The 12,788-nt window shown below is 60.2% G+C and carries 12 protein-coding genes; 7 read left to right on the top strand and 5 right to left on the bottom strand.

The features are described 5' to 3' along the window. Positions 1 to 37: 37 nt before the first annotated feature. On the bottom strand, positions 38 to 511 hold the full coding sequence (locus BOP96_RS03400; RefSeq protein ID WP_032902259.1) for a transporter substrate-binding domain-containing protein: 474 nt from the start codon (positions 509 to 511) through the stop codon (positions 38 to 40). A 134-nt stretch (positions 512 to 645) separates the two neighbouring features. Here BOP96_RS03400 and BOP96_RS03395 point away from each other — a divergent pair, with 134 nt between their 5' ends. Next, positions 646 to 1,086, top strand: a complete 441-nt coding sequence (locus tag BOP96_RS03395) for a DUF4399 domain-containing protein (protein ID WP_034128985.1) — start codon at positions 646 to 648, stop codon at positions 1,084 to 1,086. Positions 1,087 to 1,153: 67 nt separating this feature from the next. Here BOP96_RS03395 and serA read toward each other — a convergent pair whose 3' ends face one another. After that, the gene (gene serA, locus BOP96_RS03390; RefSeq protein ID WP_003195214.1) at positions 1,154 to 2,383 is read right to left on the bottom strand and encodes a phosphoglycerate dehydrogenase; all 1,230 of its coding nucleotides are present in this window, start codon (positions 2,381 to 2,383) and stop codon (positions 1,154 to 1,156) included. Positions 2,384 to 2,588: 205 nt separating this feature from the next. Here serA and BOP96_RS03380 point away from each other — a divergent pair, with 205 nt between their 5' ends. The 4 genes from BOP96_RS03380 to BOP96_RS03365 all read left to right on the top strand — a co-directional run bounded on the left by BOP96_RS03380 (position 2,589) and on the right by BOP96_RS03365 (position 6,872). Next, the gene (locus BOP96_RS03380; protein ID WP_005792341.1) at positions 2,589 to 3,983 is read left to right on the top strand and encodes an FAD-binding oxidoreductase; all 1,395 of its coding nucleotides are present in this window, start codon (positions 2,589 to 2,591) and stop codon (positions 3,981 to 3,983) included. A gap of 22 nt (positions 3,984 to 4,005) precedes the next feature. After that, the gene (locus BOP96_RS03375) at positions 4,006 to 4,671 is read left to right on the top strand and encodes a fumarylacetoacetate hydrolase family protein (protein WP_073451833.1); all 666 of its coding nucleotides are present in this window, start codon (positions 4,006 to 4,008) and stop codon (positions 4,669 to 4,671) included. Positions 4,672 to 4,918: 247 nt separating this feature from the next. Continuing rightward, positions 4,919 to 5,842, top strand: a complete 924-nt coding sequence (locus BOP96_RS03370) for an SdiA-regulated domain-containing protein (protein WP_014720370.1) — start codon at positions 4,919 to 4,921, stop codon at positions 5,840 to 5,842. Positions 5,843 to 5,963: 121 nt separating this feature from the next. After that, positions 5,964 to 6,872 carry an SdiA-regulated domain-containing protein gene (locus tag BOP96_RS03365; protein WP_073451831.1) on the top strand — a complete coding sequence of 303 codons (909 nt, stop codon included), beginning with the start codon at positions 5,964 to 5,966 and terminating at the stop codon, positions 6,870 to 6,872. Here the strand turns inward: BOP96_RS03365 and BOP96_RS03360 are convergent, their stop codons facing one another. Together BOP96_RS03360 and rpiA are read right to left on the bottom strand one after the other, a co-directional pair. Further along, positions 6,873 to 8,819: an autotransporter domain-containing protein gene (locus BOP96_RS03360; RefSeq protein ID WP_073451828.1), complete on the bottom strand. Its 1,947-nt coding sequence runs from the start codon at positions 8,817 to 8,819 to the stop codon at positions 6,873 to 6,875. 333 nt (positions 8,820 to 9,152) lie between these two features. Next, a complete protein-coding gene (rpiA, locus tag BOP96_RS03355) occupies positions 9,153 to 9,824 on the bottom strand; it encodes a ribose-5-phosphate isomerase RpiA (protein ID WP_003195201.1) in 672 nt (223 codons plus the stop codon). A 138-nt stretch (positions 9,825 to 9,962) separates the two neighbouring features. On the opposite strand from rpiA, the gene ilvA reads away from it, so the two are divergent. Further along, positions 9,963 to 11,477: a threonine ammonia-lyase, biosynthetic gene (gene ilvA, locus BOP96_RS03350; protein WP_058410116.1), complete on the top strand. Its 1,515-nt coding sequence runs from the start codon at positions 9,963 to 9,965 to the stop codon at positions 11,475 to 11,477. A gap of 40 nt (positions 11,478 to 11,517) precedes the next feature. Beyond that, complete coding sequence (locus BOP96_RS03345) at positions 11,518 to 11,931, top strand: DUF2269 family protein (protein WP_014720366.1); 414 nt, start codon at positions 11,518 to 11,520, stop codon at positions 11,929 to 11,931. Positions 11,932 to 12,025: 94 nt separating this feature from the next. Here BOP96_RS03345 and BOP96_RS03340 read toward each other — a convergent pair whose 3' ends face one another. Next, positions 12,026 to 12,682, bottom strand: coding sequence for an HAD family hydrolase (locus BOP96_RS03340; protein WP_073451826.1), 657 nt, complete (start codon positions 12,680 to 12,682; stop codon positions 12,026 to 12,028). Between the last annotated feature and the right edge of the window lie 106 nt (positions 12,683 to 12,788).

The following is a 12,788-nucleotide window of genomic DNA, read 5'->3' as shown; positions in this document are numbered from 1 at the left end:
GACAGACCGCTATCGCAGGCAAGCCAGCTCCCACATTTTATTGCACCTTGAGCCATTTCTGCGCCAGCGCCTTCAACCGGCCATCGTCCTTAACCCGCTTCAACGCCCCGTTCAAACTGGTCTTGAACGCCGGGTTGCCCTTCTGGAACGGGATCGCCAATGCCGGCTTCTGGTGGTAAGGCTCACTGAAATCGAAACGATCCTCAAGCTCGGCAGTCATAGCCATATGGTTAATGGCCACGTCGTACTTGCCGGTTTCCACACCGGACAGCAGGTCCGCGTTATCGGTGGTAATAAACGAGGAGCGCACCTCCATCTCCTTGGCCAGCAGTTCACCCAGCTCCACTTCAAAGCCTGCGAGTTTGTCGCCCTCTTTGAAATTGTACGGCGGGGTGTTGGCTTCCAGGGCGATGCGCAGTTCACCGCGATCATTGACGTCGTCAATCAGTTCGGCATGAGCCAAGGGGCTCAGAAGAGGAAGCAACAGCAACAGGCCAGGCGAAAAGCGCATGGTCACTCCTAAAGAATTCGTACAGGCGAGACGCCGTTCAGCAACGTTTTGTTATGGTGTCGGGTGCCTTGGACCGCAATTTATCGCGAAGTTGTCATAACCCTACAGATTTCACCGAAAAACTGGAGAAGCGAATGAAAGCCCTTTTGTCCCGTGCAACGATTGCCAGCCTTTTGCTGGGTACCTCGATGTTGGCCAGTGCCGCAGACCTTCCTCGTACACCTGCGCCTGAAGGTGCCGAAGTGTTCATCGTCTCGCCGAAAGATGGCGCCACCGTTGATAAAACCTTCACCGTCAAATTCGGCGTCAAGAAGCTGGACCTGGAACCGATCGACAAGCAAGTGCCTAACGCCGGGCACCACCATCTGTTGGTAGACCAGAAGGTGGAGTCGCTCAACGCCAATGAGGCGATCCCGGCCACGCCTACCTCGATTCACTTCGGCAAGGCGCAGACCGAAACCGAGCTGACCCTGACGCCAGGCAAGCACACCCTGCAACTGGTGGCCGGCGACAACGTGCATCGCCAGTTCGAACCCACAGTCGCCTCGAAAGTGATCACCGTTAACGTCAAATAAGCGTTATTCGGGCAAAAAAATGGGAGACCCCTGCGGGTCTCCCATTTTTTATCCAGCGCTTGAAGCCTTAGAACAACACGCGGCTACGAATAGTGCCGTTGATGTGCTGCAGCTTCTCTTGCGCCAGGTCCGAGTACTCGGCGTCGACGTCGATCACCACGTAGCCGACCTTCTCGTTGGTCTGCAGGAACTGACCGGAGATGTTGATGCCGTTTTCGGCGAAGACCTTGTTGATCTCCATCATCACGCCAGGGATGTTCTGGTGGATGTGCAGCAGACGGTGCTTGCCCGGGTGAGCCGGCAGGGCCACTTCCGGGAAGTTGACCGACGATACCGAGGTACCGTTGTCGCTGTACTTGACCAGTTTTTCCGAGACTTCCAGGCCGATGTTGGCTTGGGCTTCAGCGGTGGAGCCGCCGATGTGCGGGGTCAGGATCACGTTGTCCAGGCCACGCAGCGGGCTTTCGAAGATGTCATCGTTGGAGCGCGGCTCCACCGGGAACACGTCGATGGCAGCGCCGATCAGGTGCTTGTCCTTGATCGCGTCGGCCAGGGCATCCAGCTCGACCACGGTGCCGCGAGCGGCGTTGATCAGGATCCCGCCTTTCTTGATCGCGCGGATTTCCTTCTCACCGATCATCCACTGGGTCTCGGCCGTTTCCGGAACGTGCAGGGTGACGATGTCGGACATGCCCAGCAGCTCGGTCAGGCTGGCCACTTGGGTGGCGTTGCCCAATGGCAGCTTGGTCAGGGTGTCGTAGAAGAACACCTGCATGCCCAGGCCTTCAGCCAACACCGACAGTTGCGTGCCGATCGAGCCGTAGCCGACGATACCCAGCTTCTTGCCGCGGATTTCGAAGGAGTTGGCCGCGCTCTTGATCCAGCCGCCACGGTGGCAGGAAGCGTTCTTCTCAGGGATACCGCGCAGCAGCAGGATGGCCTCGGCCAGCACCAGCTCCGCCACGGAACGGGTGTTGGAGTACGGTGCGTTGAACACCGCGATGCCGCGCTCGCGCGCTGCATTGAGGTCGACCTGGTTGGTGCCGATGCAGAAACAGCCGACAGCCACGAGTTTCTTGGCGTGGTCGAAGATCTCTTCGGTCAGCTGAGTGCGGGAGCGAATGCCGATAAAGTGCGCGTCGGCGATCTTTTCCTTGAGCTGGGCTTCCGGCAGAGAACTGGTGATGTACTCAATGCTGGTGTACCCGGCGGCTTTCAGAACGTCGACAGCCGATGGGTGGACGCCTTCCAGAAGAAGGAACTTGATCTTGCTCTTATCGAGAGAAGTCTTGCTCATCTGCGTAAACCTGTATCCCGGAGAAAATTGGCAGGGAGTCGAGCAGCGCAAGCTGACCCGGACGGCAGGAAAGCCGTCACCGCAGAAACGCCCTTTGGGTCTGTCCTGCGGGGGCGGTATGCTAGCATACGCACCCCGCTAAACACCTATTCCTGCGACGTGAAGCGTTCTCAGGATGACCATGAATTGTTCGAGAGTTCTGTCGATGACCCATCCTGCCCTGATTGATGAGCTAAAGACCCTGGTTGAGCCCGGCAAAGTGCTGACCGACGCCGACTCCCTGGAGGCTTACGGCAAGGATTGGACCAAGCACTTCGCTCCCGCACCTAGCGCCATCGTGTTCCCCAAGACCACCGAGCAGGTACAGGCCATCGTGCGGTGGGCCAATGAGCACAAGGTGGCGCTGGTGCCCTCGGGCGGGCGCACCGGTCTGTCGGCTGCTGCCGTTGCCGCCAATGGCGAAGTGGTGGTGTCGTTCGACTATATGAACCAGATCCTCGACGTGAACCTCACCGACCGCACCGCCGTGTGCCAGCCGGGTGTGGTGACCAAGCAACTGCAGAACGTCGCTGAAGAAAACGGCCTGTATTATCCGGTGGACTTCGCCTCGTCCGGTTCCAGCCAGATTGGCGGCAATATCGGCACCAATGCCGGCGGGATCAAAGTAATTCGCTACGGTATGACCCGCAACTGGGTGGCCGGCATGAAGGTCGTCACCGGCAAAGGCGATGTGCTGGAGCTGAACCGCGACCTGATCAAAAACGCCACCGGCTACGACATGCGCCAGCTGTTTATCGGCGCCGAAGGCACCCTGGGCTTTGTGGTCGAAGCCACCATGCGCCTGGACCGCGCGCCAAAGAACCTCACGGCAATGGTGCTCGGCACGACTGATTTCGACTCGATCATGCCGGTGCTGCACGCCTTCCAGAGCAAACTGGACCTGACCGCCTTCGAATTCTTCTCGGACAAAGCCCTGGCCAAAGTCCTTGGTCGTGGCGACGTGCCGGCGCCGTTCGAAACCGAGTGCCCGTTCTACGCCCTGCTGGAATTCGAAGCCACCACCGAAGAAGTCGCCAACCACGCCCTGGAAACGTTCGAACATTGCGTGGAGCAGGGCTGGGTGCTGGATGGCGTGATGAGCCAGAGCGAAACCCAGCTGCACAACCTGTGGAAACTGCGCGAGTACATCTCCGAAACCATTTCCCACTGGACGCCGTACAAGAACGACATCTCGGTGACCGTGTCGAAAGTGCCAGCGTTCCTGAGCGAAATTGACGCGATCGTCGGTGAACACTACCCGGACTTCGAAATCGTCTGGTTCGGCCATATCGGTGACGGCAACCTGCACCTGAACATCCTCAAGCCGGAAAACCTGAGCAAGGATGAGTTTTTCGCCAAGTGCGCCACCGTTAACAAGTGGGTATTCGAGACCGTCGCCAAGTACAACGGCTCGATCTCCGCCGAACACGGCGTGGGCATGACCAAGCGCGATTACCTGACCTACAGCCGTTCACCGGTTGAAATCGAATACATGAAGGCCGTCAAAGCCGTGTTCGACCCTAACGGGATCATGAACCCCGGCAAGATCTTCGCTGTTTAACCGCACCTGAAGGAGTCGTTCCATGAGCTACCAGCACAAGTATGTCGACGGCACCAACATCCACTTCCCGGTGGGTAAAGTGGTGTGCATCGGGCGTAACTACGCCGAACACGCCACGGAACTGGACAACCCGGTACCCACCGAGCCGCTGCTGTTCATCAAGCCGGGCAGCTGCGTGGTGCCGTTGGAAGGTGGCTTTGCCATTCCGACCGAGCGTGGTTCGGTGCACTACGAAGCGGAAATCGCCGTATTGATCGGCAAGCCTTTGTCCGCCAAGCCGAGCCGGGAAGAAGTGCTGGACGCCATCTCCGGCTTCGCTCCGGCCCTGGACCTGACCCTGCGCGACAAACAGGCCGAGCTCAAAGCCAAGGGCTTGCCGTGGGAAATCGCCAAGTCTTTCGATGGCGCGGCGGTGATTGCCCCCTTCGTGGTCAGCAGTACCTTTGCGGACGTGACCGATATCGGCATTCGCCTGAGCATCAACGGCGAATTGCGCCAGGACGGCAACAGCGCGCAGATGCTTAACCCGATTGTGCCGATGATTCAGTACATGGCGGGTTGCTTCTCCCTCCAAGCGGGCGACGTGATCCTGACCGGCACCCCGGCGGGCGTTGGCCCGTTGAATGTAGGCGATGAAGTGGTGTTGGAGCTGGCAGGTGTGAACCCTTTCGAAAGCGTCGTGCGCTAAATCACTGCCAAACTGCGATCAAACTGTGGGAGCGGGCTTGCCCGCGATGGCGGTGTGACAGTCACTGAATAGTTGACTGAACGCCCTTAATCGCGGGCAAGCCCGCTCCCACAGTTGTTTGTGTACATCTGCAGGATCCGGCGTTTTGCATTTTTTTCACACGCCATCCGGATAATTCCCTGCTCTTGCGCGCGGGGCCTTGAATCCTGTGCTATCCCCTACAGCTGACTTTCCGGAAAAGCGCTCAATGGTCGTGCCTCTGCCCACTTCGAAAACCTCGCTTCGCTCTCGCTTGTCCATGCGCTGGTATTCCTGGGTATTTTTGGCTGGTGCCATTTTGTATGGCATCGCCTGGGCCATGCACTGGGATGATCGCGGCCTGCTGTGGGTGCTGGAGCGTTTCGAGAGTTCGGCCGAACGCCGAGAAAGTGTGTGGCTGCCGGACTATCACGCGGTGATCGACGCCAAGTTGCTGCCCGGTATGGAGAAGGACGAGGCATCAGACCTGTCCTATAACCCGCAGACCAAAACCCTGTTTTCAGTGATGGGCAAGAATCCCTTCCTGGTCGAACTGAGCCTGCAAGGCGATGTGTTGCGCAAAATGCCGCTCAACGGTTGGAACAATCCGGAAGGCGTGGCAGTGATGGAAAACGGCTTGATGGCGGTGGTCGATGAACGCGATCACAGCCTGACCGTGGTCAAGGTCGACGCCGGCACTACGGCGCTGAACAAGGCCGATTTCCCCAGTTATGACCTGGGCCCGTCCAAAGATCAGAACAAAGCCTTTGAGGCCGTTACCTGGGACAAGCGCAACCAGCAGTTGGTGCTGGGCGAAGAACGTCCCCCGGCCCTGTTCACCTGGAAAAGCGATGGCAATACGCTGACCGGCGACAAGCAAAAACTGGCCAGCACCGAACTGGATGTGCGCAACCTGTCGGCCCTGTCCATCGACCCACGTACCGGACATTTGCTGGTGCTGTCGGCCGATTCCCACCTGCTGCTGGAACTGGATGAAACGGGCGAGCAAGTCAGCTTCATGACCTTGCTTGGCGGCTTCAATGGCCTGAAAGACACGATCCCCCGTGCCGAAGGCGTGACCATGGACGAGAGCGGCAACCTGTACATGGTCAGTGAGCCAAACCTGTTCTATCGCTTTGAAAAGCAGAAATAACTGACGAATTACGTCAGAGTTTTCTTTATAAACGGCATTCGCCAGGCAGTCCGGTGCGTTTAAGTTTAAATTCAGGTGACCTTGATATCTATTCGCCAGTTTTTTCTCTGAGCCCGCCCCGATGCGTCGACTTGCCCGCCCTAAACCTGCTGTTTTTATCCTGCTGTTGCTCGCCCTGGTCACTGCCGGGCTGGTGGCACAGCAGTTCCGTCTGTTCGAACGCGCCTGGTTCAACTGGCAGGTGTGGTACCAGCCTGCGGATGAGCGCGCCATTGGCCTGGCGGACTACCGTGTCACCCTCGAAGGCCAGGTGATCGAAGGGCTTGACGACGATGTCTCGGCCCTGACCTACGACCCCGTGCGCAAAAGCCTGTTTACTGTCACCAATAAAAACGCCGAACTGGTCGAGTTGTCGCTGGAGGGCAAGATCCTGCGGCGCATTCCGCTGGTGGGCTTTGGCGATGCCGAAGCGGTGGAATTTATCAGCGACAACATCTACGTCATCAGCGATGAGCGCCAGCAGCGCTTGATCAAAGTGCATGTGGACGATGACACCAAGTTCCTCGACGCCGTCGATGCGGAGCAAATGACCCTGGGCGTGCACGTCGGCGGCAACAAGGGCTTTGAAGGGTTGGCCTACGACTCGGTGGGCAAGCGCTTGTTCGTGGCCAAGGAACGCGACCCCATGCTGATCTACGAGGTGCACGGGTTTCCCCATTTCAAGCCGGAAAAAACCTATTCGGTACATGTGATCAACAACCCCAAGCGCGATGCCGGCCTGTTTGTGCGCGACCTGTCGAGCCTGCAATACGACGAGCGCAGTGGCCATCTGTTGGCGCTGTCGGATGAGTCGTTCCTGGTCTTGGAGCTGGATATTGATGGTCGCCCTCTAAGCAGTCTGTCGTTGCTTAAAGGGCGCCATGGCCTGAGCAAGCGCGTGCCCCAGGCCGAAGGGATCGCCATGGATGACGACGGCACGCTGTACATGGTCAGCGAGCCCAACCTGTTTTACGTGTTCAAGAAACCCTGATCAGAACATCCATTGCACACCCAGCGAATAACCGGTCTGGCTGCCTTCAGCATGCCCGAGGCGGCCATTGACCTCGGCAAACACGCCCAACTGTGGGGTGATCGCCAGTTGGCTGCCCAGTTGTGCGCGAGCGAAGCTCTTATCCACTGAGCCCAGCCTGGCGGTGCGGGCCTGGCCATCGGCGCGTGCGGTGAGTTGCAGGTCGTCCAGGCGGCCGTCGGCCAATTCCTTGACCCAGGCGATGTCGCCGTAGGGCATCAGGTTCAGGCCATAGGGCAGGGCAACAGCGCCGCGCACGCGCCAGCCGAGGCTGGCTTCCAGGGAGTCGAAAGACTGCTCTTCGTACTCCAGGGCCGTGCGCAGGTTCTGCTTTTCGTGGAACTTGTCGATGCGGTAATGGCTGTAGTCCAGGCCGGCGAACGGCCCGCTCTTGATCGCGCCAAAGTCAAAGTCATAGCCACCCAGCACCCGTGCGCCCAACGCCAGGGCATCGGTATCGCCCGTCAGTTGCTGGTTGAGCAGGATCGGCCCGCCATTGGCCTGGATGACCAGGTTGCGCTTGGAGTCGAAGCGCGTGTGGCCCACGCTCAGGTCACCGCCCAGCCAGCGTGGCCCGCCATCGTTGAGCAGTGCATAGACGGCTGCCTGCCAGGTGTCGCTGTCGAGCTTGCCGCGATGCTCCAGTTTGTCGCGCCCATTGAGGTAGCTGAGGCTGGCGCCGATATTCAGGCTTGAAGTCAGTTGGTAGTCGCCGAGGGCATGCAGGCCCACGCGCCGGGCTTCGGGGTTGGGGGCCGTGTCGAAGCCGCTGTCCGGGTTGTATTCGCCATCCACGCCGATCTCGCCATCGAAGCTGCCGACCCCGCGGCTGGCCGCTTGCAGGGTCAGCCAACGGCGATCATGCAGGCGCACCAGGGCCTGATGCTGGCGCTGCAGGTTGTCTTGCATATTGCGCGCAACGGCACCGCCAGAAGCGGTCGAGGCCATCAGGTCGGCGTTGGTCAGTTCCAGCACCAGGCGGCTGAGCAGGCGTGAATAGTCGCGCAGGCGCTGGTCGATGCGCGCCTGGCCGAATGCATCGGTCAGCACGGCTTTGTTGTCTTCGTTCGGGTCGTGCCAGGTCGAGCCGCCGGGGATTTTCGGGTTGTCGGTCTGGGTGTAGCCGTCCAGGTCGCCCAGTTCCCAGTTGGTGGCCTCTATATAAAGGATCGGGATATTCAGCGGTTCAAACGCTTCACCATCGCTGCAGCAGCCGGTGCCCTTCGGGTACTGCGGGTCCAGGCCGGGGTTGCTGAATAAGGGGATGTTCAATTCCCTGGCGATCTGGAAGGTGTGCTCGCGCAAGGAGGCCAAGGCCGGGTTGGCGGTGCTGTTCTGGCCGGCGTGGGCGTACATCATGTCGCCGGTGATCAGGCTGTCGAGGTTGATCATCGCGAGCATGTTGGCGCGCTGGCTGGTGTTGAGTGAGTCGACAAAGGCACGGGAGCCGCGCAGGCCTTCTTCTTCGGCGCCGAAGCCCACTACCTGCAGGCCATTTTCCAGTGACAGGCCGCTGAGGTTCTTCGCCACCTCGGTCAGCACGCTGGCGCCGGAACCGTTGTCATCCAGGCCTTGCAGGGTCGGGCGGCCGAAGTAAGTGTCGAAATGCGCGCCAATCACCACGTACTGGGCCTTGGTACCAGCGGCAGAGGCCACCACGTTTTGCGAAGCCCGGCTGCCGTTGTTCCAGGTGAAGTCCTGACGGCTGATGCTATAGGCCGTGCCCATCTGGCTCTGCATCCAGTCGGCTGCCCCGGCAAAATTTGCCGTGCCGCGATATCGGCCAGGGTAGTCGTTGATCAGTTTTTCCAGGGTGGTGTTGGCGTGCTGGCCGTAATCGTAGGCCTGGGTAGGCGTGGACAGCAGGGCACCGGCAACGCTGATGGCGAAGGCTAGAGGCTTTATCACAAGGTCTTCCTTGAGGTGATGGGAATGTGCAAGCCCAGACCCTTTGCACAATGCGCGCCTCATTCCATGGGCGGCTGCGAATTGGCGCATTGTTAAACGCGTGGGTCGCGTGGCTGTAATTTGTAACGGATTGGATACCAGGCGGGGCAGGGGGTGCCGTGACAGAGCGCACGGTTTTGGCGAGGAGTGCTGCGAAAAGTAGCGTTTTTGTTACATCGCTCTAGAGTCGAGCGCAAACACATGTGGGAGCTGGCTTGCCTGCGATGGCATCGCCTCGGTATTCATTGATACACCGAGTCGTCTGCATCGCGGGCAAGCCCGGCTCCCACAGGGTCAGGCCTTGAGGGTTTTCACGCCTTCCGGGGTACCCAGCAGCAATACATCCGCCGGGCGCGCCGCGAACAGGCCGTTGGTGACCACACCCACAATGGCGTTGATCTGCGTCTCAAGCTCCACCGGGTTGGTGATCTGCATATTGAACACGTCGAGGATGATGTTGCCGTTGTCGGTCAACACACCTTCGCGGTACACCGGGTCGCCGCCCAGTTTCACCAGCTCGCGGGCCACATGGCTGCGGGCCATGGGGATGACTTCCACCGGCAGTGGGAACGTGCCCAGCACGGGTACCAGCTTGCTCGCGTCGGCGATGCAAATGAAGGTCTTGGCCACGGCCGCGACAATCTTCTCGCGGGTCAGGGCCGCGCCGCCGCCTTTGATCAGGTTCAGGTGCTCGTCGCTTTCATCGGCGCCGTCGACGTAGAACTCCAGGTCGCTCACGGTGTTGAGCTCGTACACCGGAATGCCATGGCCCTTGAGACGGGCGGCGGTGGCTTCGGAACTGGCCACGGCGCCGTCGAACGCGCCCTTGTGCTGGGCCAGTGCGTCGATGAAGCAGTTGGCGGTGGAACCGGTGCCGACACCGACGATGCTCTTGTCGTCGAGTTTAGGAAGGATTAAATCGACAGCGGCCTGGGCCACTGCCTGTTTGAGTTGATCCTGGGTCATGCGGGCTCCGGAACGGGCGGGGAATTAACGAGGGCGGCGAGTATAACCCAACAAAACCTCGGGATTCGTGTGGTCGCCCGGCCAAACGCTGGGTTAGACTCCTTGGCCCTGCCCAACCCGTGAAGTAGATGCCTGCCGATGCTTGAACACTACGTCAAAAAAATCCTCACCTCGCGTGTTTACGACATCGCCGTGGAAACCCCCTTGCAGACTGCCCGCCAGCTCTCCGAGCGGCTGGGTAACAAGATTTGGCTCAAGCGCGAAGACTTGCAGCCGGTGTTCTCGTTCAAGATTCGCGGCGCCTACAACAAGCTGACCCAGCTCAGTGCCGAAGAACGTGCACGCGGCGTCGTCACCGCGTCGGCCGGCAACCATGCCCAGGGCCTGGCCCTGGCGGCCAAGGTGCTGGGGGTGAAAGCCACCATCGTGATGCCCAAGACCACCCCGGAGATCAAGGTCGAAGGCGTGCGCTCCCGGGGCGGCAAAGTGGTGCTGCACGGTGATTCCTTTCCGGAAGCCCTGGCCTACTCGCTCAAGCTGGTCGACGAAAAAGGCTACGTGTACATCCACCCCTACGATGATCCGCACACCATTGCCGGGCAGGGCACCGTGGCGATGGAAATCCTGCGCCAGCACCCAGGGCCTCTGGACGCGATTTTCGTACCGGTGGGCGGCGGCGGTCTGATCGCCGGGATTGCGGCGTATGTGAAATACCTGCGCCCGGAGATCAAGATCATCGGCGTGGAACCGGACGACTCCAACTGCCTGCAAGCCGCCATGGCGGCGGGCGAGCGTGTGGTATTGCCGACCGTGGGCATCTTCGCCGACGGCGTGGCGGTGGCGCAGATCGGCCAGCACACCTTCGACATTTGCAAAGACTACGTGGATGAAGTGATCACCGTCAGCACCGATGAAATCTGTGCGGCGATCAAGGACATCTACGATGACACCCGCTCCATCACCGAGCCGGCGGGTGCACTGGGCGTGGCCGGGATCAAAAAGTACGTCGAGACCCGCGGTGTCAGCGGCCAGACCTTTGTCGCCATTGACTCGGGCGCCAACGTCAACTTCGACCGTTTGCGCCATGTGGCCGAGCGCGCCGAACTGGGTGAAGGCCGTGAGGCCATCATCGCCGTGACCATCCCCGAGCGGCCGGGCAGCTTCAAGGCCTTCTGCGAAGCGGTGGGCAAGCGCCAGATCACCGAATTCAATTACCGCTACCACTCCGGCAGCGAAGCGCACATTTTCGTCGGCGTGCAGACCCACCCGGAGAACGACCCGCGCAGCGCGTTGGTGGCCAGTTTGACCAGCCAGGGTTTCCCGGTGCTGGACCTCACCGAGAACGAACTGGCCAAGTTGCACATTCGCCATATGGTCGGTGGGCATGCGGCCAAAGTCAGCGACGAGTTGGTGTTTCGCTTCGAATTCCCGGAGCGGCCGGGGGCGTTGTTCAACTTCCTCAACAAACTCGGCGGGCGCTGGAATATCTCGATGTTCCACTACCGCAACCACGGCGCGGCTGACGGCCGAGTGGTGGCGGGCTTGCAAGTGCCGGCGGACGAGCGCCATCTGGTGCCTGCCGCGCTGGCGCAAATCGGTTACCCGTACTGGGATGAAAGCGAAAACCCGGCTTACCAGCTGTTCCTCGGTTGAGCGACTACGCTGACTGAGCGGCCTATAAGGAATAGAGACCATGGAAACGCTGACCACCCTCAAGGTGATCCACATCACCGCCACCGTATTGCTGCTGCTCAGCGGCCTGGGCCTGGCGGTATTGGCGTGGCGTAAACGCAGCGCCGGCCCGGCCGCGACCGTGCAGCGCCCCTGGGCATTTGTATGGCTGCTGATGGGGATTTGCCTGGTGAGCATGCCCTTCACCGGCTGGTGGCTGGTGCACCTGCTCGGCTGGCCATTGGGGCAAACCTGGATCTTGGGCTCCAGCATCCTCTACACCGTGGCGGCGCTGGCCTGGTTCTGGCTGGTGGCGCGGCTCAATCGGCTGCGCAAGGGCGAGGGCGGGAGCCTGAATTTCACCCTGGTGCTGGCGGTGGTCAGCCTGGTGGGGTTTGTGGCGATTGCAGGGCTGATGGGCGCCAAGCCGGTTTAAAGCGTTAGACCGCGTCGCGTTCATCGCAGGCAAGCCAGCTCCCACAGGGGAATGCATTCCAAATGTGGGAGCTGGCTTGCCTGCGATAGCGTCATCAGCTGCGCAGCGTAATCACCGGCCAACCACGCTTTTCAGCCTCGGCGCGCAAATTCTGATCCGGATCCACTGCCACCGGGTGCGTTACCTGCTCCAGCAACGGCAAATCATTCATCGAATCGCTGTAGAAGTAGCTGTCTTCCAGGCTATGCCCGGTTTCTTCCAACCAGCGGTTCAAACGCGTCACCTTGCCCTCGCGAAAGCACGGCACATCGGTACTGCGCCCGGTATAGCGGCCATCCACCATTTCGCATTCGGTGGCGATCAGGGTCTCGACGCCCAGGCGGGCGGCAATCGGCGCGGTGACGAAGCGGTTGGTGGCGGTGATGATCACCAGCTTGTCACCGGCGGCGCGGTGCCTGGCCAGCAGTTCAACGGCCTTCGGGAGCATGATGGGCTCGATGCAGTCGCGCATGTAGTCGTTGTGCCACGCGTCCAGCTGGGCCATCTCGGTGCGGCCGAGGATTTCCAGGCAGAAGTTCAAGTAGGCGGCGTTATCCAGCCGCCCGGCCAGGTAGTCCTGGTAGAACTCGTCGTTGCGGGCCTTGTAGGCTACCGCGTCGAGAATCCCGCGTTCACACAGGTAATCGCCCCAGGCGTGATCGCTGTCACCGCCCAGAAGGGTATTGTCCAAGTCGAATAAAGCCAGGCGCATTGCAGTTACTCGCTGAAAAGTCTGTAAAAAGGCGTCCAGAATACGGTCTTTTCACAAGAGTGCACATAAGGTAAGAAGCCTCGTTGCCGCTGGAACAACCTTTGTG

It is taken from the genome of Pseudomonas sp. FSL W5-0203, assembly GCF_001896155.1.
Lineage (GTDB): Bacteria > Pseudomonadota > Gammaproteobacteria > Pseudomonadales > Pseudomonadaceae > Aquipseudomonas > Aquipseudomonas paracarnis.
The sequence above is the reverse complement of the archived record's forward strand: the minus strand, read 5'-3'. Positions and strand labels throughout refer to the sequence as shown.